Below are 23,604 nucleotides of genomic sequence, written 5' to 3'. Positions count from 1 at the left end.
AATGATTGTCCTTTTCTTGCCATAAAAAAATCCCCTCCAGATAAAACAGTATTGAGTCCATCATATCAGATGGACTCTTTTTTTACTGTCTACCTATAGGGGATAATACCATCATTCACTCTTTTTTATCACAATTATCTACTTTCCACTTCAACTGAAACTACTCGATCTATCTCTTTCAGGGAACTATATAACTCTGTTGTATATAAATCTTCTGGAGCTAAAATAACCATCTCTAGTTGCTGAAATGCTCCACTATCTATATCTTTAATTTTCACGCGTTTCACATGCATGCCTAAATTTTTAATTTGCTTAAATATACCATCTAACTCATGATGCTCTTTAACAGTAATTTTTATAGATAAATCCTTTTGTCTTAATGAATACGGTCCTGCAATTTTCACAAGTTGCGGAAGTACATTAATCGCTAAAATAATTAAAACCATCGCAACTGTCGCTTGTAAATAAAATCCCGCACCAATTGCGATCCCTAAAGCTGAAGCAGCCCACACCATAGAAGCTGTTGTTAATCCAGAAATAACGTCATTACTTCTTCGTAAAATGACACCCGCGCCAAGAAAACCAATTCCACTAACAATTTGAGCGGCCAGTCGCATCGGATCCATATTTGTATGTCCTGGAACAGAATATACATGTACAGATTCAATTGAAACCATCGTAATTAAACAACTTGCTACAGAAATAACCATACTTGTTTTCACACCAAGTGGTTTATTCTTTAGCTGCCTATCTATCCCGATGAATAATCCTAAAAAGAGTGCTAAACCTAATTTGAGTAAAAATTCATATGACATATTCCCATTCTCCTTACTTTACAATGTTTCCCTTAGAATAACTCACTATAACTCTTTTATGATATCAATTCCAGTCTTTTCTATTCATTTAACGTAAAAAACCGAAAAAACATTTATAACGATGTTTCTCCGGCTTTTTATTACACTTTAGATTCTTCTTTATTTCTGATCTTTAATCTTAATTTCTGCATCTTTGTAGAATGCTAATTTACTGTCATTATACTCTTTTGTAAATTTGTTAAACTGCTCTTTCGACTTTTGTGCTTCCACATTTAATTCATTAACAGTTTTAACTTTTTCACCGATTTCTTTTAATTTCGTTTCTTTTACTTTTAATTTTTCATACAGTTCTTTTTCAGTCGCTAACACTTTCGTGTAATTTTCATTCATCTTTTGGAATGCATCATAACGATTCTTATACGACTCTTCTACTGCTTTTGCTTGTTTTTGTAACTTCTTATCTTCAATCTTCTCTATATTACTTTGAACAGACTTCGTTTCCTTCTGTGCTTTTTCTAGCATTTCTTTCTCACTTTTCAATACTTTTTCACGATCGTCTACATTTGCAGTAGCTTGCTCTATTTTCTTCACAACTGCTTCATTATGTTCTTTACCTTCTTGCAAAATTTGAGCATATAATTCTTGCCCTTGTTTCTCTAATTGCTCTAATTTTTTTGCTTCATCCACTAAAGATTTTTCTTGTGTTGCTGCTGTTTCAAAAGCTGTATATAGATTTTCTTCTGGCTTTTCACCGAAACAACCTGTTAAAAGTCCTACTGATAATGCTCCAACTACTGCTACTTTTCCATACTTCAACGTTCATTCCTCCATTACATACGGTTATCATGCCAGAAGTTCACTGGGAAGTGACTCTCTTCATGATAAGCTTCAAACTCATAACCTTTTTCTTTTAGTCCCTTTAAAATTGCTGGCACAGCAGCAACTGATTGCGGGTGAATATCATGCATTAAAATTACTTCTTGTGGTTTTGTTGCGTTTGTTAATACGTTTTGAGCAATTTGTGCTGCAGCTGCATCAACTGGCATTTTATTGTATCTCCAATCTAATGAATCAATTGTCCAATCCCATACTTTAAATCCGCCTTCTACCACTTTATTTCGAAGACCTTCATTCAATCCAGGCATCGAACCATATGGAGGACGTGTTAATTTAGGTGATTTCCCAATAATATTAGCGATTAAACCTTGATCTTCTTTCATCTCATTTACATACTCGCCATTTTTATATAACTTTGCGAAATTATGTGTCATACTATGCATGCCTACATAATGACCCTCAGCATTTTCACGTTTCACTAAATCAGGAAATTCTTTTACATTCGCTCCAATTAAAAAGAACGTCGCCTTCGCATCATGTTGTTTTAGCGTATTTAATAATTCAGCCGTATATTTCCCTGGTCCATCGTCAAATGTAAGATAAGCAACTTTTCTTTCTTTTCCATTAAAACGACTTGGTGCCGTTTTATTCATTTCAACTTTCGGCTGTTCACTTGCAAGCTGCACTACATTTTCTTGTTTCGCAACAGCTTTTGCTGGTGAAGTAATTGATTGAAACATGTAATACCCAATAGCTACTGCGGCAATCGCTATTAAAACGACTACTATTTGTTTAATTTTTAAAGCTTTTTCCATTCTATCGAATTCCTCTCCCTATTAATCTTATATATAAATCGCCCAATATAATTATACATCTATTTATTTTTATTTCACCATATAAATAGATTTTATTTGTATTATAATGGGAGTTTTATCAAAATTGTTGTTCCTATTCCTTCTTTGCTTGTAACACTAAGCGCACCGCCATGAAGCTCCACCATTTTTTTAACGATAGCTAAACCAATACCTGCACCTGCAGCATGATTATTAATTTGGTAAAATGATTGCTCAATATATGGTAAATGTTCTTTAGCAATTCCAATCCCTTCGTCTCTTACCTTAATCACTGCTTGTTCTTCTATTTTAGTCGCTTCAATGTGTATTGTACTTTTTTTATGTGAATACTTAATTGCATTTTGAACAATATTCAAGAAAACTTGCTTTAGCCTATTTCGATCTCCCATCAATTCAATTCGGTCTATAGTAGTAATAAATTGAATTTCCTTCTCTTCCGATTTAGGAGTTAATTGCCAAATCGTCTCCTCTAGTATATCGTACAATTGCACCTTTTGTTTATATAAATTAAAATGATTTGATTGTAATCTTGAAAAATCTAACAATTCTTCTACTAAATGAATCAACCTATCTGTCTCACCTGAAATAATGCCCATACCTTGCTTTATTTCTTCTTCTGTTAAATGATCTACTGTTTTTAACGTCTCACTCCAACCTTTAATTCCTGTTAAAGGCGTTCGTATTTCGTGCGAAATAGAAGCAATGAATTCATTTTTCATCTGCTCAGCCTTATCTATTTTATAGGCCATATAATTTAAACTATGTGCCAAGTCACCTAATTCTCCAGGATAATCTTCTTTAATTTTTTGCTTTAATGTGCCTTCTGCAATTTGTGAAGAGGCTTGAATAATGGATTCAATTGGCTCAACAAATGAATTTGCCAAACGTCTACTAATTAAGAAGACGACTCCCGAAATAACAATACCTACAGAAATAGTAAACGTAATAATTTCAATAATCTTTTTATTTACATTTGTTAAAACAGTCGTATATTTTAAAACACCAATAGTTTGTCCTTGATGTATAAGTGGGCTTAGCACCTCTAGTTGTTTTTTATTACCTTTCTTAGTAACTTGATTATACATTTCACCTTCTAATAATGATTGTGGAATATTGACTTTACCTTCTATCTTTTCACCACTTGAAGATTGTATAACCGAGCCGTGACGATCAATTAACTGTAATTCTGTTCCTTCTAATTGAAAGCTACTAATTATGTCACCACTATATTCTTGTAACCGAATAAAGTATAGTGAATTGTATTCTGAAAAAAAACGTGTACTCGTTTTCGCATGAGACTCTATATATTGCACAATACCATTATAATAGTATCGATAAATTGAGACTGAAAATACAACTTCAAATAATACAAGCATAAGTGTAATGACCGTCATAAAATATAAAGTCACTTTCCGTTTCATCTTATACTTTCCTTCCACACATATCCTTTTCCCCACACCGTAAGAATAAATTCAGGTTCTGATGGATTACATTCTATCTTTTGACGTAACCGTCTCATATTTACATCTACCACTTTCGTCTCACCTACATAATTGGTTCCCCAAATCATATTTAAAATTTCATCACGCGAAACTGGCTTTGAAGCCTGATTCATTAAATACTGTAATATCATATACTCTGTAGGTGTTAAATCGACTAATTGTCCATCTTTATACAATCTTTCTTCTATAATATTTAACGAAAATGGACCTGACGTAACAATATTCGTTTTTTCTTCATGTACTTCTATTCTTCTTAATAAAGACTGTATACGTGCAGTTAATACTACTGGACTAAACGGTTTTGCAATATAATCATCTGCACCTATTCCTAGTCCTTGCACCTTATCTTCATCTTGTACACGTGCGGTTAACATAATAATACCCATTTTTTTATTTTCTTTCCTGATAGCCTTACAAACTTCTAAACCATTAATCCCCGGTAACATTACATCCAGCAGTGCTATATCAACAGTTTGTTCACTCAAAATTTGTAACGCTTCTTCTCCAGTAGTAGCTTCTATTACATAAAATCCAGCACGTTTTAAATTCAAAACAATAAAGCTACGGATTGTTAATTCATCTTCTAAAACTAAAATTTTTGACATAATTCTCACCTCCTACTCTTGTTGATAATCCGCTAGCGGTTTTATATATGCTTTCACTTTTTCAAATTTTGATTGCTTCGGTACTGCATATACGTGAGAAGCCGTTTTAATTGCTGCGCTGTAGCCTTTTATATTGAACCATTCTTTCCGCTTAAAAATATGAACTTCAAGCCATATTTCATTTGTTCTTGTATCCAAAAACTTTTGAGAATTTGATTCTTTTTGCTGATCTGGTATTGTAATTTTCCCTATTAACTCTTTAGGGATTTTCACATAATACCCTTTTTCTATATCTATATATCGTTCTTCAATTGGTTTAATTCCAGATTCACTCCACTGTATGTAACGTTCGAAAAGCGGACTATCACCATGTGATTTATCTTCCCAACCTTTTGGGCGTACAGTACGAACAAATTCAATAATGCCGTCTTCATTAACATCTTTACTTTCTACAACATATTCATTAAATAAATCTTCTTTCCCATCTATAGGTAATACTTCATAATGATCCTGATCAAATTTTGCTACATAAGTTATACCTGAATGAGCCCCTGTTCCCGCATCGATTACAACTGCCTTTAATGATTTAGAAATACGACCCATTTGTATTCTTTGAATACTATTTATATACGGATCAAATGTAACCTCTGACAATACCTTAAACTTTTCAATGAACTGAACCTTCAACTGTTCATCTTTCATATGCGAAACAAGGCTTATGTCTTTAAAACCATTTTTGTTTAAATCATCTATAAATAACTTTGTATACTTCTGTCTATAAAATTCCTTTATATCGTCACTCTCATCGGAAAAAACATACATTGTGTTTTCTAATAAATCACGATTGGTAGTTATTCCTATCAATAGTTCCCTTTCCCCACTCCCTGTGAAATCTCCTACCTCAACAATATCTACTTCTTCCCCATCAAATGTATAGGTTGACTTCATATTCCATCCATTATTTTTCTTCTCATATACGGCTAAATATATATGATAATCTTCATTAGGTATTTTATATACGATGACAGCTTCTTTTTTATTATCTCGCTCGAAATTCATTGACCATGTCGTCTGTTTATCTCTATTAGACATTGGAGTAAGTAAGCGATAATTAACAGGTAAATCTTTATCAATTTGTTCCTTTAATTCATTAATCCATTTTTCATTTGTAGGAGCTTCCATTAGACTTGTTGGAGCTTCAGACATTTTACATCCAGTCAATATAAAGATAATTCCCATCATGCTTAACCATTTCTGCATATGATATCTTTCCTTACCACAAATTTTGAATATGTCCTTTTACTTTTTTACCTATCCATTATACTCATACATATGAGTATAATTTTTCTAAACTAAAAAATCGTTACAGAAAAGTTACAAATACATTCCAAAAAAAAAAGATTGGCAAAAGCCAATCTTTTTTTATTATTCATTTCGGACTGATTTTGGCGTTACACCTAAATGATCATTTAATTTTTTTGAAATATCTTTTACATTTTTTTCATTTGGAATGTAATAATAAATACCACCGATACGTTTATCTGTGCCTTCTATTTGCAATTTTTCCATTTCCAAATTAGATCCTGCCATATTTTTTGTAATGGCAAGCATATCGTCAAATGTTAAGTTCGTTTTCATATTTTTATCAACCGCATCTAGTAAAGAGCCCATTTTGCTAATTGATTGAACAGACATCGCTTTTTTGGCAATTGCTTCTATTACAAGTTGCTGTCTCTGTCCACGCATTGCGTCACTATCAATTTTACGCGTTCTTGCAAGTGCAAGTGCTTGTTCTCCATTTAAATGTTGGTAACCTTTTTCTAAATGGATCATACCAGCTTGGTCTTTACTATCTTGTTCAGTGAAAGTAACTGGTACATCAATATCAATACCACCAATTGAATCGACAATTTGTACGAATGATTCAAAGTTAAACTTCACATAATAATCAACAGGGACATTTAAGAATCTTTCCACCGTATCGCGTGTGCTTTCTACGCCACCAAATACGTGAGCATGAGTAATTTTATCTAATTTTTTTCTAGTTGGAATATAAACACGTGAATCACGTGGAATACTTACTAGCTTAACAGACTTATCATCTTTATTAATTGTTGCTAATAAAAGTGCATCTGTTCGAACTGCTTCGCCATATTGGCTTTTTCTCATTTCACTTCCATCTACACCCATGATTAATATTGAAATATTATCCTTTAAAGGTTCAACTTCTTTATCACGCTTTGATGACTTTTCAATTTTCGCATACGCATCATTTACAACAGCTTTTGCTTTATTATATATAAACGAACCATATCCTACTCCTCCAAAAATAAGTAGGAAAAATGGAATTAATATGAACCATTTTATTGACTTTCTTTTAGAACGCTTTTTATTACTTCTCGTATTTTGTTCTAATTCAGAGCTCATACCCATTCGCCTCTCTTTCTCTTTACCAAGTATAATGTAAGTCTATTTATCTTCATATTGAATTTCCTTTCACTAACCTTACAATTTTGTAAGGTTACTACTTAAACCCAATACGTATTCCATTTCACATTATACTCTCGTACTTATTTTTGGCAAGTCACTATTTACCAATTTCAAAAATTTAGCACTTCGTAACATGCGGATTTACAAATTTATTAACTCTTTCATTTTAAATTAGAATGTCTTTTTCCTAACAAACGATATGAATAAAGAATTCAGCTAATTATAAAATCTCTATGAATACAGTATATTTAACTTTATTATTTCTCAAACGGCGTATACACACTTTTCTTCCCCTGATTATCAATGTAAGCCGACTTTGCTTTTATTTTCGTCTTTTCTACTTCCATGTCTTCATTTGAGAAGTTCACAATGATTTTAATATCTTTTCCATAAGAAACAGATTGTACTAGCTTATCTTCTGACAAATACGCAAAATTCGTCATCTCTTCTTTTACTGCTTTTTCATGAACTTCATTCCAAACTTTTAGATGCTCTGTAATTTCTTTTTTATGTTTATTCCACTCTACTTCATCTAAATGGTACAACGGAGGAACATTATACAATAATTCAGACAGCATTCGATTTCCAACTTCATCTTTTACCTTTAAACTTCCCCATTCCCAATGATGCGTTGTAATAACGGAATCATTGTATACTAATTTATATAATGGTACTGAATATACTGGGTTTAAATATACTTGTTTATATTCTTCTTTCAATGGTACTTGTTTTGCATATTTTTCAGGCACATTTTGATTTGGTGACCAATATCCACCGACATAATACGGACTTGTTTTATTTTTCCGCATATCTTCATCGTCCCATTTAATAACAGGTGTTTCAATTCCGTGTGCAAATGCAATCGTACTACTAGCAAAATCATTTCCACCTTCAGAACCAACGACCATACCCTTTTCTTGCGCAATGTAGTCCATTCGTTTTAAACGTGCTTTTAAATCTTGCTCTTGTGTCGTTATATGTTTCGCTGAATAGTCATCGTAAATTTCACCTGTCGCATCACAATCAATAAACCATGAATTATATTTAGGACCATTTTGTAATATATCATTCATGCGTTCCTTTACACTAGGCAGCGATAAAGTCGGGTTTAACTTGCGACCTCTGCCTAAAAAGCCTTGCACCTTTTCTCCGTTTTTCTTCGTTACAGTAGCCTCTTCATATAATGATGGGTCATTAAAGGATGCTGTGTTCCAATTTTTATCACTTTTTTCGTGAATGGAATGATATGAATCATACGGACCAACTAAATACCCCATTTCCTTCGCTTTTGTCACGAAATTAGGTTGCATAAATCCTTGTTCCCAGTTCGGCAGACCAATCCACGCTTTTTCTATTCCTACCTCTTTCATTTCCTTTAGTATGTCCGTTCCATCTGCATTACCCCATTTACTTACCTCTTCAACCGCATCACCAAGTAGCGACTTTAATAAATGCTTATTTAAGCTATACAATTCTGTGTTCGTTAAGTGACCTACACCTTTCTTTAATAGCACACTAGCTTCCTGATCAACGTTTTGAAAAATATCCTCTTTATAAAATTCCTTCATGGATAATACTTCGTTTATATAACGTAAAATAACATTTTTTTGATACTTATCAATGAAATCTTGTTTACTTACTTGATCTAATACATTCAGTTCCCCAGGCTCTGAACTATTCTTTTGAATAAGTTCTTTTATATGACTAAACAGCGGGCTATTTATTTGCTCCCTTAGTTTTGGCCAATTTATATTATTTTCTGATAGACCATTTTGATTCCAAAAATAAAAATGCGCCGCTCCATATAACTTTTCGATTTCTTTATTTTTTCTAGCCTTTTCTTGTAATGTTTTAAATTCACCTTTTCGAACAATATCATCCTTATACAGTTTAGCAATGCTTACCGCATCATTATTTGTCACATATAATTGAAATCCATATGTTTTATTTTTATTTATGCTCGGAAATTCATGTGTAAAATCAAATCCTATTTTCGGATCCGAATGAAACTTCAATTCATTATTAAACATATTGTTTGCAATATATACAATTGAATATTTCGAACCATTTAATGCGAAAAACTTCATAGAAAATGATTCAGCAAATGAATATGCATCATCCTTTAAAAACTTCTTCCAATTCTCATCATTGCTCGGAATTTGCTTACCCTCCCATAACGGAAGTGTATAATTTTCAGCTTCTACTTTCGGCCATGTAAAGCTTTCTGCACCAGTCGATTCCACTTCAATGTTTAAGTGGTCTTTTTTCTTTTCTACTTTTATTTTCACTTTTTGATCTGGATATTCCCACGATGTACGATCCTTTTCTTTTTTTACATTCGATACCTTCATTTTCGGTAGGGGTTGTGATGCCTGTTCCTTTACCCCCTCATGTTCTACAGTTAATGTGAATGTTTCTGGATTTACATCATAAGTAAAATCTTTATACGTCGATTTCTTTATTTTAGACTCTTGTACAGCATTACTACCTTTTACGTCACAACCGACTAAAGTCGAAAATGGCATAGTTGTTAGAAGACATATCGCTATCATTTTTTTCATCCTCTGCACCTCCACCAATGAATATACAGGTGGTTTGTTACAGGAATGTGGCAAAAAATAATAGAGCTAGCATTTTGCTAGCTCTATTTAGAGTATTAAAAGTTGATATGAACAACTATAATTCGCTTAGAAGATATGTAATACAGTAACTGCATTTTTTCTCAACAATTATGAAACTAAACAAATTAAAATTTTAACAAGCATTCTTCAACTGAAAAAATAAGTGTATACAATGTATCCTAAAAGTAGTACTAAAATGATTATTCCTGTACCTTTCCAATTCATACCGCCTGTTATATCAACTGGACTACCCGTTTCCGCTCTATTGAGTCCGTCACGTAAAGAACCCATAGGATTACTTTTTAATTCACTTTGTCTCATACGCTCTCTTTTTTCTTCTGGTGACTCTTTATTCATTTAATCACCTCCAAAATGAATGCACTCTTTACTTACATTATTCAAAATCAACATTTGTTTTATATTTTTTCCGAAAAAACCTAATTTAAAATAGGTTTGCAACGTAAAGAAAGCTAGCCATGCCAGCTTTCTTTACGATCCAATATGCTCTTCCTTATTTACAATAATACCTTTATGGTCGATTTCAAGCTCACATACTTTCATATCTGTAAATACTCTCGCTAATTGCTCAGCGATTTCTTGACGTTTCTCATATGGCGTTAATATAAAAATAGATGGTCCCGCACCGCTAAGTGCTGTACCGTACGCACCAAATTCTTTTGCGCATTTACGAATAGATGGTAATAACGGTACGAGTTCTAAACGATATGGCTCGTGAAAATGGTCTCTCTCCATCATTTCACCTACAACTTCCCACCGCTTTTGACATAATGCAGCTACTAATACGTTACTTATCGCACTAGCTTTAACTGCCTCATGAAACGGAAACATCTTTGGTAATACAGATCGACTTTCATCTGTATTTAATTCTTCATTCGGAATAAGAGAAATTACCCCTAACTCCTTGCTCTCAATTCTTACGACGGAAATATCCTTTCCATCAAGTGCTCCGATTACAGTTCCACCTAATATAGAAGCAGCAACATTATCAGGATGTCCTTCAAAATTTGTAGCAATTTGAACTTTTTGATCAGCAGTTAAGTTCAAATTGCCTAGTTGATTCGCAAGTTCTATCCCAGCTACAATCGCTGATGCACTACTTCCTAGCCCTCTTGTTAATGGGATATTACTAGTAACTTCTATTATATGGGGTGATATAGAAGGACAGACTTTACATGCCGTGCTAACGATTAAATTTTTATCGTCTGTCGGAATTGATTCTTCAAAGGAATGGATTACTTGCCATTTATCAGCTTTTTCTTTAACCACCACATCTAAATACAATGACAAAGCTATTCCAACTGAATCAAATCCAGGACCAACATTTGCCGTACTAGCAGGGACACGAACACTTAATGGTATCACGACATAATCACCCCTTTAATATGATCTTTAATCTGTTCTATATCATTTGACAAACTTGCGATGTCTAGTTGATTTGAAGAAATAGCGATATCAGGATCCTTCAAACCATTTCCAGTTAATACTGCAACAACTGTTTCTCCCTTTTTGATTTTTCCAGATTTAACATGTTTAATTACGCCAGCTAATGAAGCATTTGATCCCGGTTCAGCGAAAACTCCTTCAGTTTTTGCCAATAACCTATACGCATGTAAAATTTCTTCATCTGATACCATATCTATTTCACCACAAGACTGCTCGGCAGCCTCTACTGCATACGACCAACTTGCTGGGTTACCAATGCGAATTGCTGTTGCAATTGTTTCAGGCTCTTCAATTACATGCCCTTTTACAATTGCCGCTGCTCCTTCTGCTTCAAAGCCATGAATTCTTGGCTTCTTATAACCTTTTTCTTTCTCATATTCACAGAAGCCTTTCCAATATGCTGTAATATTCCCTGCGTTCCCAACAGGGATAGCTAGAACATCTGGTGCATTTTGCAATTGGTCACAAATTTCAAATGCTGCCGTTTTTTGTCCTTCAATTCGATAAGGATTCACTGAATTTACTAATGTAATCGGTTCTTCTGCAGCAATATTTCTTACAGCCTTAAGTGCATCATCGAAATTCCCTTCTATTGAAATAATTTCAGCTCCATAAGCGACCGCTTGCGCTAATTTTCCATGCGCAATCTTTCCTTCAGGGATTACGATTATACATTTCATCCCAAGACGTGCCGCATATGCTGCAGCTGATGCTGATGTATTACCTGTTGATGCACAAATGATTGCTTCTGAACCTTCTTCTTTCGCCTTAGCAACTGCCATCACCATACCACGATCTTTAAAAGAACCTGTCGGATTCGCTCCTTCGTACTTACCATATAGCTGAATCCCTAATTGCTTTGATATATTTAATAACGGAATAAGAGGTGTATTTCCTTCCATTAAACTGACATCAGGTGTGTTTTCATTCACCGGTAAATAAGAAGCATATTGTTTCAATAGTCCTTTATACATATTGTTTTTCCTCCTCAATAATGTAGTAACTGTTTATTTCACTTGCGACAGCTTCTATCGCTCCTAAAACTCGTTCGAATTGATACTTGGAAGTTCGATGTGTCACAACAACAACTTCTGCCAGTTCACGGTTTAAAGGTAATTGAATAACTTCTTTTAAACTTACAGAGTAATTAACGAAACATTCTGTTATTTTTTGCAACATCCCAGGCTCATCTCGTAATGAAATACGCAAGAAATATTTCGAAACTACTTCTTCATCACCTTGTAATTCATAAGGAACTGGTTCTTTTAACGCACTTTTATTTTTCGGCACTTGATTCATATTTTTAACGATGGAAATAATATCACTTACTACAGCAGAACCAGTTGGCAACTTTCCAGCTCCAGGTCCGTAAAACATTACTTCTCCTACCGCTTGACCGTGAACATATACTGCATTAAATTCATTATTCACATTTGATAATGGATGCTGGCTCGGTAAAAGCGTCGGTTCTACACTTAAATGAATGGCTGATCCTTGTTTTTCTGCTTTCCCAATTAACTTCATAGTAAATCCTAACTTTTCAGCCATTTGTAAATCTTCTTTTTCGACATTTCGAATCCCTCTTACTTGCACATCATCTAATGAAACATTCATCGAAAAACCTAAGTTTGCAAGAATTGCTACCTTTCTCGCCGCATCTAGTCCATCTACATCTGCTGTCGGATCCGATTCTGCAAAACCTAATTTTTGCGCTTCCTGTAAAGCCTCTTCATAAGACCATCCATTTTGACTCATTTTTGTTAACATATAATTTGTTGTACCATTTACAATTCCCATTATTTTTTCAATTTGATCTGATGCTAGCCCGTCAGTTAGTCCTCTTAACACTGGAATACCGCCTGCTACGCTCGCTTCATAACATAAATCACAATCATTATTGTTCGCCAGTTGAAGAAGCTCTGCACCGTATACAGCCATTAAATCTTTATTTGCTGTCACGACATGTTTCTTATTTCGTAAAGCCTTAACAATATGCTGCTTCGCTTCTTCAATTCCGCCCATTACCTCTACTACAATATCAATATTCGAATCATTTAGAACTTCATCTGCATGACTTGTTACTGCAATCCCGTCAATACAAACATCGCGTTCTTTTTCCAAATCACGTACAACGACTGTTTTCACTTTCACTTCGTATCCTGTATCAAGAGCGATTTTTTTATAATGTTCTTTCAAAATATGAACAACACCACTTCCGACCGTACCTAAACCTAATACCCCAACATTTATAACGTTATTCATCTTCTAATCTCCTCCTACAATTTTATTATTTATCTCTATCAATCACCTTGCTCTGCTTTTTAATCATGCAGGTGGTGGTTATTTCCGTACGTACAAATCGTTCCATGTTACTGCACCTCCTTTCAAAGTAAAAAAACACACCCATCCCTAGGAAAGGGACGAATGTGTTTTCGTGGTTCCACCCTTGTTCCAATCTAGACGTATTTCTCCCTAGATTGCTCAAGTTCAGATAACGGCTGATACCGTCAATAATTACTAGATTACTCGTTCACTATTGAAGTTCAAAGGTGGTAAAATCATTTCTCGTGTTAGGAAGCTCACACCCTTGACTTCCCTCTCTGTAAACCGTAAAAATGATTTCGTGTCCTTATCATTACTTTTTCGTTCATGTTTATTTGTTAACTCATTATACTCGCATAAAAAACAAAATCAATACTATTTTTTAATTATTTTAAATTTTCAATCTCTAAATCCGTAAAAAAACACACTCATCCCTAGGAAAGGGACGAATGTGTTTTCGTGGTTCCACCCTTGTTCCAATCTAGACGTATTTCTCCCTAGATTGCTCAAGTTCAGATAACGGCTGATACCGTCAATAATTACTAGATTACTCGTTCACTATTGAAGTTCAAAGGTGGTAAAATCATTTCTCGTGTTAGGAAGCTCACACCCTTGACTTCCCTCTCTGTAAACCGTAAAAATGATTTCGTGTCCTTATCATTACTTTTTCGTTCATGTCTATTTGTTAACTTATTATAGTTATCAACTTTTTAAAAAGCAAGCCTATTTTTACTAACTATTTTCAAGAATTTTTTTTATTATATTTCACAATAGCATTATGCAACTGCCACTCAATTTACCTATTTTGTCATTTCTCCAGTTTATAAATCAACGGTTCATATATAAAGTGAAACTTTAATCAGTGGGGATTTTGTTCATCCCCACTGATTATTAGCCTTCACCAATCGGGCTTTTACGGGCAGTTGATCCCCACCTGACTTCTTTGTTTTCGCTGAATTTTGAGGTAGGGGTCTTACCACCCGTTAATGCGGGATAAATCCCCCATTCTAAAACCCGTACACATCCGCTCTACAAAGCTATATCAATAAAATTTTTAATACAATCTTTTTGTATAACTTTCTTCTAAAGAACGTGCAACATCTTCTTCTGAAGTATTCACTTTCGCATGCTCCAGCAACATTTTTGCTGCTGATGGTAACTCTTTTTTATTTAACCAAGATTCTGGATCCCACATCTTAGAACGAATAAACGCTTTTGCACAATGAATATAACACTCTTCTATTTCAACAACAATTCCAAGCAACGGATTGCGTCCATTCGCCTGCATTTCTTTCAAAATTTCTTCGTCGTTTGTAATATACGCTCGGCCATTTATTCTGAGTGTCTCCCCAAGACCTGGAATAAAAAAGATTAGTCCTACACGTGGATTTGAAATAATATTCAAAATGGAGTCTATACGACGATTTCCTGGTCTTTCTGGAATGATAATATTATTATTATTGAGTACGTATACAAATCCAGGTGCATCTCCTCGCGGCGAGGCGTCACACTCCCCCAACTGATTTCCAGTGGATAATACTAGAAAAGGAGATTTAGAAAGAAAATCTATGCAATGGTGGTCTAATGATGAAATGACTTTTTTCAACGCTCGCTCACTTGGTTGCCCCAATATTTTCCGTAACTCTTCCTCTGTTGAAATAATTGATTTTATTTCCGTACGCTCTATCCCCACTTATAACCACTCCTTTTTCTTTATTTTTCCAAAATTCAATACAAATATTGTATAATAAAATTTGAGGAAAGGGGAATTAAAATGACAGAGTGGTTAACAATATTTGATCCTGAAAGAAATACACTTGGGAAGAAATTACGTGATGAAGTGCATCGTGACGGCGATTGGCACGAAACATTTCATTGCTGGTTTGTAGAAAAAGATACTGAAGATATGTTTTTATATTTCCAATTACGCTCTAAAAATAAAAAAGAAGCTCCATGTATATGGGATATTACTTCAGCTGGACATATTATGCATGATGAAGATGTACAAATTGGTGGTCTTCGTGAAATTGAGGAAGAATTAGGGCTTTCCTTTCAAACTAATGATTTAACATACAAGGGAATCTTTAAAATAGATTATGAAATTTCAAATCTTACTGATCGCGAGTTTTGTCATATGTATTTTCACAACGTCATCAATCCACTTCCATTCGCACCAGGTGAAGAAGTAGACGATGTGATGAAAGTACATGCAACTTCTTTTCTACAACTATTAAAAGGAGAGATTTCATCTTTAACGACTATTTCAGTCTTAAACAATACACCGATTACGATAACATTTGAAGATATTTATCCGTATGATCTTGCATACTATGAATTTGTTATAGAGCAAGGAAAAGAATTATTAAAAAATAATAGTTTATAAATAAAATAGGACTCCTAGCATAATATTGCGTAGAGTCCTATTTTTTATTATTGTTCAAGGATTTTTAATCTACTCTCTACTTGTATAAATAAACGAATGATTAATAACAGCATAACCACTATAATCGCTATTATTGTATGTGGATATCTAAACAGTATACTAATAACACTTCCAATTAACATCATGATAAATCCGTTTTGCTTCATCACTTCTGCACTATACCTGTTACCCGCATCCCATAATTCCTTATTTTTCATAGATCGTTTCGTACGATAACCATATGCCGCATTAATATCGGTCGGTGGATTTTTTTGAAGAATAATTGCCGCAAGTATAAAAATAATACCAATCAATATGCTTATTCCTATGTTTACTAGTGCATCAATCAATTATATCCCCCCTAACTTACACTTTCATTATACGACATAACCCTTATTTTCCTAATTTATAACACATTCACTTTCTTTCTTTTGATGTCTGGAACATACTTGGAAGTGTTACAAAACGTGCCCCTTTCGTTTTTAACTGCGGAATGATTTTGTCTAGTGCATCAACAGATCCTTGTAAATGCCCACCTGGAGTAGAATGCTGCAGTATGACACTACCTGGAAATGAATTCCCTAACACATTATTTGTAATCGTATCGGCACTTACACCTTTCCAATCAACTGTATCAACACTCCACTGTACAATCATAAAATTTTGCTCAGTTGCCCAATTCAATTGATTTTCAAGTATTTCACCATACGGTGGACGTATAAATTTAGGCGCATAGCCGGCTAAACGTTTTAATATTTCTTCCGTTTTTATAATTTGATTACGGTACTCAGCGTCATTTACTTTCGCTAAATTCGGATGACTGTACGTATGATTACCAATTACATGCCCTTCATTTGCAATACGCTTTACTACATTCGGAAATTTTTCTGCGTTTTCACCAAGTAAGAAAAAAGTAGCTTTTACATTATGTTGTTTTAACTTATCTAATATTTTTGGCGTGAATTCTGAATCTGGTCCATCATCAAATGTAAGAGCTACTTCCGCTTTATTATACGGTCCTGAAAATGCGTACGCATATTTTTCAACCCATGTAAATGGTGTCCACGATCCACGATCATCTGCTTTCATTTGTACTTCATAGCTTTGAGGGATATATGCGTATGGCAATGCGCTTATATAATCTCCATAATAAAATGAGTTATATGGCATATAAGCATACGAAACATCTCGTTCTAGTCCCCATTGATATGGAGCAAACATTTCTGGCGAATAAAAATAATACATGATAAAAAACCTCCCTAAATTTTCATATGTGATTCATCTGCACTTTGTTAGAGAAATTGTTATTCATAAACAAAAATAAGACTGTCCTTAATTAGGACAGTCTTACTGCTTACTATTATTAATAAATCGATGTACTATCTTTTGGCAAAGCTTTCACATGTTTTAAATAGTTCGTCACTTTATCATCATCATCTTGCGGATATTGATATTCATATTTGTTAGCGATTTCGTTCGCCACTTCCCTAAATAAATTACCCATAACAAAGAATGACTCCCATATGTTTTCATATTCTGCATTAGAAAATGTTCTTTTAAATTGCACCCACATATCTTTTTCAATATATTGCTCGAAATGCTTTCCAAACTTCCCTGTATTAACTGTAAAGTCTGTTTTCATACCAATATGCCATTCTAGCATTACGATGAACATATCTCGCACTGGTCCTTCAAGCATTCCTTTTGCATAAGAAAGTTCCTCTCGCCATAACCCTTTTGCGATATTCGTACTACACCACCAAAATTCATTACAACAATCCAAAAACTCTTTTTCTGTAGGCTTTTTTATTAAGTAATCCTTATCGCTTGCTGGCGGGAATTCTTCCAGACAATTATCTTTATCAAGAAGCAGTTTACTTAAACTATCTTGTCCAACGAACTTTTTTATTAACTCAACTAGAACTAGCGTTAAATCAATCCGATTCCCATCCATGAACTGCATTAAATATGGAAACTTCCCGTCTTCATCTGGTGGAACTAACGACATTTCTTCTGGCATTTGTACAATCATTATTTCTCCAAATCTATGAATCCAATTATGATTAGACGTAAAAGATTGTATATCATTTACAACATACATAATATCATAGTCTTGAAAACAATCTCTTTTCACATTTGGATTTACACGCGATCCATTCAGGATGACAGCTCGAATTCTTTCATCCTCTATTGCTGTATTTATAATTAAATCTAACATTTCTTTTTCAGTTCTCATCTACTTATAGCCTCCAATTTTTTAATATACAATATAGTGTTATGTATATTGGAGGTCCACGAGCTAGTCTCGTTATACACGATACATGTTATAATTTTTGAAACTTCTTTTTCATTCCTTTTCCCTCCTTACATCACTCTTTTACAACTGCCATTCCTTTCAATTTACCAATGCTTTCTACCATTCACTTTTAATTATACCGAAAATTCTGTCTTGAATACAAAAAATAAAGAAGGGACATCTACCCCTTATAGAATAGATATCCCTTCTTTTAAAGTTAAATTTAATTCCTATGGATTAGTAGACCAAAGCCCAGCAGATTTAATAAATGTACGTTTATTTAATTTCAGCTGCGCTACGATGAATTCTGCAATATCTTCTGCTTGCATTACTTTATCAGGGTTTCCATCAGTTAATCCTAAATCTACAGCCATATCAGTTGCTACTGTACTTGGAGTTAAAGCTGTTACACGAATGTTATGTTTGCGAACTTCCATCGCTAACGATTCTGTTAAGCCAAGGACACCAAATTTAGAAGCACTATATGCACTTGTTACAGGTGCGCCTTTTTGTCCTGCTGTAGATGAAATGTTAATGATATCACCAGATTGTTGTTCAATCATGCTCGGTAAAGCTGCACGAGTTGCATAGTATACACCCATTAAGTTTACTTGAATGATTTTTTCCCAATCAGCAACGTCTAGTTCTAAAAACTTACCGAATTTAGAAATACCAGCGTTATTAATTAAAATATCGATAGATCCTAAACCATTTTTTAACGTTTCAATCGCAGTTGTTACTTCTTCGTATGAAGAAACATCAGCAGTTGCAATAACGGCTTTTACACCTTCTGCTTCTACTTCTTTCGCTACAGCTTTTAAGTTTTCTTCTGAACGAGCTAATAAGCCTACATTTACGCCTTCTTTCGCTAATGCGATTGCTACAGCGCGACCAATCCCTCTACCTGCTCCTGTAATTAAAGCATTTTTACCTTGTAATAATTCTGCCAAGTATAACACTCCTTAATCATCTCAGTTATGTATTATATTAAAATTGTATCTATGTTTATGTAAAAAGGCAATGATGCACTTTCATGTGCGTAGGTTACTTGTAGGTAACTATAGAAAGTTTTTATTTATAAGTTTCATTTTTTTACCATTATTCATGTAAAATAAAAACAAATCCAGCATAGGGGAGTGTATGAGTATGAAAAGAAAAAAATGGTTCTTGTTACTAACTGCAGTCGGACTATGTATCATATTGTTTGCACTGTACTTTATATTTGGTAACCCACTAAATTATAAAGTAATAGAAAAAGATACTAGCCATTATCTCCATACTAAAAAAGGTTATAAGCAAAAAGAGATACAAAACATAACCGGAAAATATACTCCCCTTTATAATATTGGCTATTATGCAACAGTAGTATATAAAGACGAACCATATTTCACCTACTCTTATACATACGATGATAATAAAAAAATAATACAAGACAACGGTATTTTAGGAAGACACACTGAGTCATTTGAACATCTTAATTTAAACTGGTCGTTGTTTGACCAGTTAGTAGATGGTATTCATACAAACTTGCAAGGAAGAGGTTTAAGAGAAAAAAAAGATTATTCTATACGACACGTTCAATTCATTGATATAGATGACGATAAAAACGGTGCGGAAGCATACGTTGACTTTAAGAAAGATAAAGAATCCGATTACTCATATCGTATGAATAGCGAAGGAAAAGCTTATCAATATAATTGCAGTAACGGTAAATGCATTTTTAAAGAGAAATAGTGTTAGAAGGTTCTCCTTCTAACACTATTTCTCTTCATGATTCGGCATACGCACAATAAATTCAGTACCTTTTCCTTCCTCACTCTCCACTTTTATCTCTCCTTGATGAAGGTCGAGTACTTTCTTTACAATAGCTAAACCTAAGCCACTTCCCCCATAGGCACGATTTCGTGAAGAATCCGCTTTATAAAAACGCTCAAAAATATGTTGTTTCTGTTCTTCTGATATACCAATTCCTGAATCACGGATACGCACTTCCACTACTGTCTCATGTTCCTTTAACTGAATAGTAATCGTACCACCGCTTGGAGTAAATTTAATACTATTATGAATTAAATTAATCCACACTTGACTCATACTTTCTTGGTCAGCAATAACATATACTTTTTCTAAATCTAGTTCTAACTCAATTTCTTTTTCAGCCCAGAGTGGTTCACTATTTAACACAATTTGCTTTAATTGTTGATCTAATCGATAGCTCACTCTTTCTGGTGTATACTCTTCTGATTCTAAAAGAGTTAGCTTTAGTAAATTTTGACTTAGTTTAGATAATCTCGTTGTTTCAGTTTCAATAATGGTAAGATAATGCTTTCTTTTTTCCTCAGAAAGATTATCGTCTTGTAGTGCTCTAGCAAATCCTTTTATAGAAGTTAACGGTGACTGTATTTCATGAGAAACATTCGATACAAACTCTTGTCTCATTTTCTCCATCGTATTCAGTTCATCTGTCATATCATTTATACTTTTTACGAGCACGCCAATTTCACCATCATACTTTTCTTCATTTCTTATTTTTACGGAGAAGTCTCCTTTTGCAATTTTTTGTATCGGTTCAATAATAGTCCAAATCATCGCCTCTCGTTTTGGTCTCATTAATATTCCAATCAATGTCCAAATAAGAATAATAAAGACAAAACCGACCATATCACTAATTAGAAAGGCAACAAACGGCGATACGTTTACGTCAAAAGCATTCAATAAACTAGTTGCTACATAAAATGCGATAGACCAAATGATAGTAAGAAAAGAAAAGAGCGCTAATACCGCCCCAAATACTTTCAGCATCTTCAACTTACTCATTCGTTTTCTTTTTCTCATTTACTTACCTCTAAGCGATACCCTAATCCTCTTATTGTTTTAATACTAAATTTCGACTGCTCTTCTTGAAACTTCTCACGTAACCGATTAATATGAACGTCTAGTGTACGTTCATTTCCTTCAAAATCATATCCCCATATTTCTTCAATTAATTGCTCTCTCGAACAAGTTCTTCCCGATTTAGACCCTAAAGTAAAGAGCAGCTCAAATTCTTTTAACGGTAACGTAACCGTTTGTTCTCCAGATGTAACTTCGAATGTTTTACGATTTAATAATACATCTCCAACTTGAATCGATTGCGAAACAGTAATTTGGTAACGTTTCAATAATGCCTTTACTCTCACTACTAGTTCTATAGGATCAAATGGTTTTACAAGATAATCATCTGTCCCAAGGTGAAATCCTTTTACTTTTTGTGATGTTTCCCCTTTGGCAGTTAGCATCAGAACCGGGATATCATAGTATTTTCTTAATTCAAAACATACATCAAATCCATCCATATTTGGCATCATGATATCAAGAATAACCATATCGACTTTTACGTCATCCATTTTCTGAAGTGCATCTACTCCATCAATTGCCTCATATGTTTGAAAACCTTCTCGTTCTAAAAATACAGAAACGAGTTCTCTAATGTGTGGATCGTCGTCTACTATTAAAATTTTAGGTATCAAAGGAACCATTTCCTTTCTACTTAGCATCTAATATATTTTTTAAAAATGAATCATCAGTGGAGTAAAATCCCACTGATGATTCATTTTATAATGCACCCTCTTTAATTTTCAATTGCTGCGTTGCAAACTCACGATACATATCATGCGTCTGTAATAATTCATCATGCGTACCACTACCTGTAAGATTCCCTTTTTCAATAAAGATAATTTTATCTGCATCTACAACAGTAGAAAGTCTATGTGCAATCACTAATGTTGTTCTGCCTTTCATTAAGTTATTTAATGCTTTTTGAACGACAGACTCAGATTTACTATCTAAGCTTGAAGTTGCCTCATCGAGCATAAGAATTTGCGGATTTCGAAGTAACGCTCGGGCAATAGCAATTCGCTGTCTTTGTCCCCCAGAAAGCTTCACACCGCGTTCTCCAACTTCTGTTGCATAACCGTTTGGTAAGTCATGAATAAACGCATCAACATATGCCATTGCAGCTACTTTTTCAATTTCTTCATCCGTTACTTCGCCCTCGACACCATAACAAATATTATCACGAATCGTTCCATCAATTAACGGACTATCTTGTGATACGTAACCGATTTGACGTCGCCATGACTCTAATGAATAACTCGTAATTGATTCTTCCCCTAATTTAATGGCGCCACTAGTTGGCTCATAAAAACGTTCCAATAATGAGAATAACGTTGTTTTCCCACTACCACTTGGTCCTACAATTGCTGTCACTTTTCCAGATTCAATTGTGAAATCAATATTTTTCAAAACTTGCTCTTCTTCGTTATACTCAAAATGTACATTTTCAAGAACAATCGGTTGCTTAGCATTTGTCACTTTCACACCAGTTTCATGATCTTCTACTTCATATTCTAAAATCGTACTAATTCTTTCCGTCGCACCAATTGCCTTTTGGAATTGTGTAAAGAACATAGATAATTGACTCATCGGCATTACAATTTGAACTAAATACAAAATAAACGCTACAAGTTCACCAGTTGTTAATGCACCGCTAGAAACTCGCATCCCGCCATATCCTACGATAATAACAAGTAGTGCCATTAAAACAAACGACATAACTGGCGAAATTAATGCTTGCACTTTTCCTTCTTTCAAACCAAATTGTAATAACTTTTGTATACCTGTATTACCCGTTTCATATTCTCTTTTTTCTGTATTTGAAGATTTCACTAAACGAATTTCTGATAACACTTGCGTTAACACACTTGTAAAAGATGCCGTTTCATCTTGAAGCGCTTTTGAAATCTTATACATTTTTCGTCCAAGTGGAACTAAAATTAACACAGACAACGGAATAACCGTTAAAAGTAACGCAGTCATTTTCCAATCTAAAACAAATAATACAATTAACGATCCAACAATTGAAATACCGCCTGTTAATAAGTTTGACAAATGCTCAGAAATTAACGTTTTCACTACACCTGTATCATTCGTCATACGGCTAATTGTATCACCTGTTCTATTTTGATCGTAATAAGATACCGGCAAGATAAGTACCTTTTTCCACAAACGTTCTCTTAGTCCCGCTACAATCTTCTGCCCAATATAATTTAGTAAATATATAGACAACCCTGCCGCAATAGTTTGCATTACAAAGAAAGCAACTAATCCAACAATTTGTCCTGCACTAATTGAAGAAAGCGAAAAATTATCTACTAATCCTTTTGTAAGCATAGGAATAAATAAACTCGCTCCCGTAGAAAGCAAACTCATTAATAACGCAAAAACTAAAATTCCTTTCGGAGGATTTGTATCTTGAATAAGGCGTAAAAACTGCCTCCAACTCCCTTTTTTCTTCATTTCATTTCTAACTTCCATTCCTGTTCATCTCCTCGTGGTAAA

22 protein-coding genes and 2 other annotated features are annotated in these 23,604 nt (G+C 34.0%); of the genes, 2 read left to right on the top strand and 20 right to left on the bottom strand.

Annotated elements, in window-relative coordinates; all coding sequences use genetic code 11:
- Positions 1–134: 134 nt before the first annotated feature.
- The 13 genes from MR136_RS19455 to MR136_RS19395 all read right to left on the bottom strand — a co-directional run bounded on the left by MR136_RS19455 (position 135) and on the right by MR136_RS19395 (position 15,203).
- A complete protein-coding gene (locus MR136_RS19455) occupies positions 135–815 on the bottom strand; it encodes an MgtC/SapB family protein (RefSeq protein WP_000119510.1) in 681 nt (226 codons plus the stop codon).
- 159 nt (positions 816–974) lie between these two features.
- Entirely contained in the window at positions 975–1,631 is a 657-nt protein-coding gene (locus tag MR136_RS19450; protein ID WP_000873570.1) for a YkyA family protein, read from the bottom strand.
- A 14-nt stretch (positions 1,632–1,645) separates the two neighbouring features.
- Entirely contained in the window at positions 1,646–2,467 is an 822-nt protein-coding gene (locus MR136_RS19445; RefSeq protein ID WP_000409484.1) for a peptidoglycan-N-acetylglucosamine deacetylase, read from the bottom strand.
- Between the two features lie 101 nt (positions 2,468–2,568).
- Positions 2,569–3,927: a sensor histidine kinase gene (locus MR136_RS19440; RefSeq protein ID WP_002183481.1), complete on the bottom strand. Its 1,359-nt coding sequence runs from the start codon at positions 3,925–3,927 to the stop codon at positions 2,569–2,571.
- A complete protein-coding gene (locus tag MR136_RS19435) occupies positions 3,924–4,613 on the bottom strand; it encodes a response regulator transcription factor (protein ID WP_000036074.1) in 690 nt (229 codons plus the stop codon). The genes MR136_RS19440 and MR136_RS19435 overlap by 4 nt, the downstream gene beginning before the upstream one ends.
- 12 nt (positions 4,614–4,625) lie before the next feature.
- Positions 4,626–5,873, bottom strand: coding sequence for a hypothetical protein (locus MR136_RS19430; protein ID WP_001174869.1), 1,248 nt, complete (start codon positions 5,871–5,873; stop codon positions 4,626–4,628).
- Positions 5,874–6,038: 165 nt separating this feature from the next.
- Entirely contained in the window at positions 6,039–7,040 is a 1,002-nt protein-coding gene (locus tag MR136_RS19425; protein ID WP_002182662.1) for an LCP family protein, read from the bottom strand.
- 320 nt (positions 7,041–7,360) lie between these two features.
- Positions 7,361–9,664 (bottom strand): glycoside hydrolase, encoded by a 2,304-nt coding sequence (locus MR136_RS19420; RefSeq protein ID WP_242259561.1) that lies wholly within the window; start codon positions 9,662–9,664, stop codon positions 7,361–7,363.
- 207 nt (positions 9,665–9,871) lie between these two features.
- Positions 9,872–10,081, bottom strand: a complete 210-nt coding sequence (locus tag MR136_RS19415; protein ID WP_001031476.1) for a DUF6366 family protein — start codon at positions 10,079–10,081, stop codon at positions 9,872–9,874.
- A gap of 132 nt (positions 10,082–10,213) precedes the next feature.
- Positions 10,214–11,107: a homoserine kinase gene (gene thrB, locus MR136_RS19410; RefSeq protein WP_000612682.1), complete on the bottom strand. Its 894-nt coding sequence runs from the start codon at positions 11,105–11,107 to the stop codon at positions 10,214–10,216.
- The gene (gene thrC / locus MR136_RS19405) at positions 11,104–12,162 is read right to left on the bottom strand and encodes a threonine synthase (protein WP_000276434.1); all 1,059 of its coding nucleotides are present in this window, start codon (positions 12,160–12,162) and stop codon (positions 11,104–11,106) included. The genes thrB and thrC overlap by 4 nt, the downstream gene beginning before the upstream one ends.
- Complete coding sequence (locus MR136_RS19400; protein ID WP_001066905.1) at positions 12,155–13,450, bottom strand: homoserine dehydrogenase; 1,296 nt, start codon at positions 13,448–13,450, stop codon at positions 12,155–12,157. The genes thrC and MR136_RS19400 overlap by 8 nt, the downstream gene beginning before the upstream one ends.
- Positions 13,451–13,601: 151 nt before the next feature.
- Positions 13,602–13,833: a binding site (T-box leader), on the bottom strand.
- Between the two features lie 115 nt (positions 13,834–13,948).
- Positions 13,949–14,180: a binding site (T-box leader), on the bottom strand.
- A gap of 384 nt (positions 14,181–14,564) precedes the next feature.
- Positions 14,565–15,203 (bottom strand): pyridoxamine 5'-phosphate oxidase family protein, encoded by a 639-nt coding sequence (locus tag MR136_RS19395; protein WP_000510725.1) that lies wholly within the window; start codon positions 15,201–15,203, stop codon positions 14,565–14,567.
- A gap of 81 nt (positions 15,204–15,284) precedes the next feature.
- Between MR136_RS19395 and MR136_RS19390 the strand changes: the two genes are divergently transcribed.
- Positions 15,285–15,893 carry an NUDIX hydrolase gene (locus MR136_RS19390; RefSeq protein ID WP_000141357.1) on the top strand — a complete coding sequence of 203 codons (609 nt, stop codon included), beginning with the start codon at positions 15,285–15,287 and terminating at the stop codon, positions 15,891–15,893.
- A 47-nt stretch (positions 15,894–15,940) separates the two neighbouring features.
- Here the strand turns inward: MR136_RS19390 and MR136_RS19385 are convergent, their stop codons facing one another.
- The 4 genes from MR136_RS19385 to MR136_RS19370 form a co-directional block, all read right to left on the bottom strand.
- Positions 15,941–16,279: an SdpI family protein gene (locus MR136_RS19385; RefSeq protein ID WP_025118474.1), complete on the bottom strand. Its 339-nt coding sequence runs from the start codon at positions 16,277–16,279 to the stop codon at positions 15,941–15,943.
- 70 nt (positions 16,280–16,349) lie between these two features.
- Positions 16,350–17,177, bottom strand: coding sequence for a peptidoglycan-N-acetylglucosamine deacetylase (locus tag MR136_RS19380; RefSeq protein WP_000291203.1), 828 nt, complete (start codon positions 17,175–17,177; stop codon positions 16,350–16,352).
- A gap of 118 nt (positions 17,178–17,295) precedes the next feature.
- Entirely contained in the window at positions 17,296–18,168 is an 873-nt protein-coding gene (locus MR136_RS19375) for an aminoglycoside 6-adenylyltransferase (protein ID WP_242259560.1), read from the bottom strand.
- A 290-nt stretch (positions 18,169–18,458) separates the two neighbouring features.
- Complete coding sequence (locus MR136_RS19370) at positions 18,459–19,178, bottom strand: 3-ketoacyl-ACP reductase (protein ID WP_000818985.1); 720 nt, start codon at positions 19,176–19,178, stop codon at positions 18,459–18,461.
- Between the two features lie 196 nt (positions 19,179–19,374).
- On the opposite strand from MR136_RS19370, the gene MR136_RS19365 reads away from it, so the two are divergent.
- On the top strand, positions 19,375–19,962 hold the full coding sequence (locus MR136_RS19365; protein WP_000823541.1) for a DUF3139 domain-containing protein: 588 nt from the start codon (positions 19,375–19,377) through the stop codon (positions 19,960–19,962).
- A gap of 24 nt (positions 19,963–19,986) precedes the next feature.
- On the opposite strand, the gene hitS is transcribed toward MR136_RS19365, so the two are convergent.
- The 3 genes from hitS to MR136_RS19350 all read right to left on the bottom strand — a co-directional run bounded on the left by hitS (position 19,987) and on the right by MR136_RS19350 (position 23,580).
- Positions 19,987–21,060 (bottom strand): envelope stress sensor histidine kinase HitS, encoded by a 1,074-nt coding sequence (hitS, locus tag MR136_RS19360; protein ID WP_001231627.1) that lies wholly within the window; start codon positions 21,058–21,060, stop codon positions 19,987–19,989.
- Entirely contained in the window at positions 21,057–21,734 is a 678-nt protein-coding gene (hitR, locus tag MR136_RS19355) for an envelope stress response regulator transcription factor HitR (RefSeq protein WP_000612411.1), read from the bottom strand. The genes hitS and hitR overlap by 4 nt, the downstream gene beginning before the upstream one ends.
- An 85-nt stretch (positions 21,735–21,819) precedes the next feature.
- Positions 21,820–23,580: an ABC transporter ATP-binding protein gene (locus tag MR136_RS19350; RefSeq protein ID WP_000453882.1), complete on the bottom strand. Its 1,761-nt coding sequence runs from the start codon at positions 23,578–23,580 to the stop codon at positions 21,820–21,822.
- Positions 23,581–23,604: the final 24 nt, after the last annotated feature.

Origin of the sequence: Bacillus cereus group sp. BfR-BA-01311, from assembly GCF_022664295.1 — a bacterium.
GTDB classification, from domain to species: domain Bacteria; phylum Bacillota; class Bacilli; order Bacillales; family Bacillaceae_G; genus Bacillus_A; species Bacillus_A cereus.
Note: the sequence above shows the minus strand (reverse complement) of the source record. Positions and strands in the feature narration are given on the sequence as shown.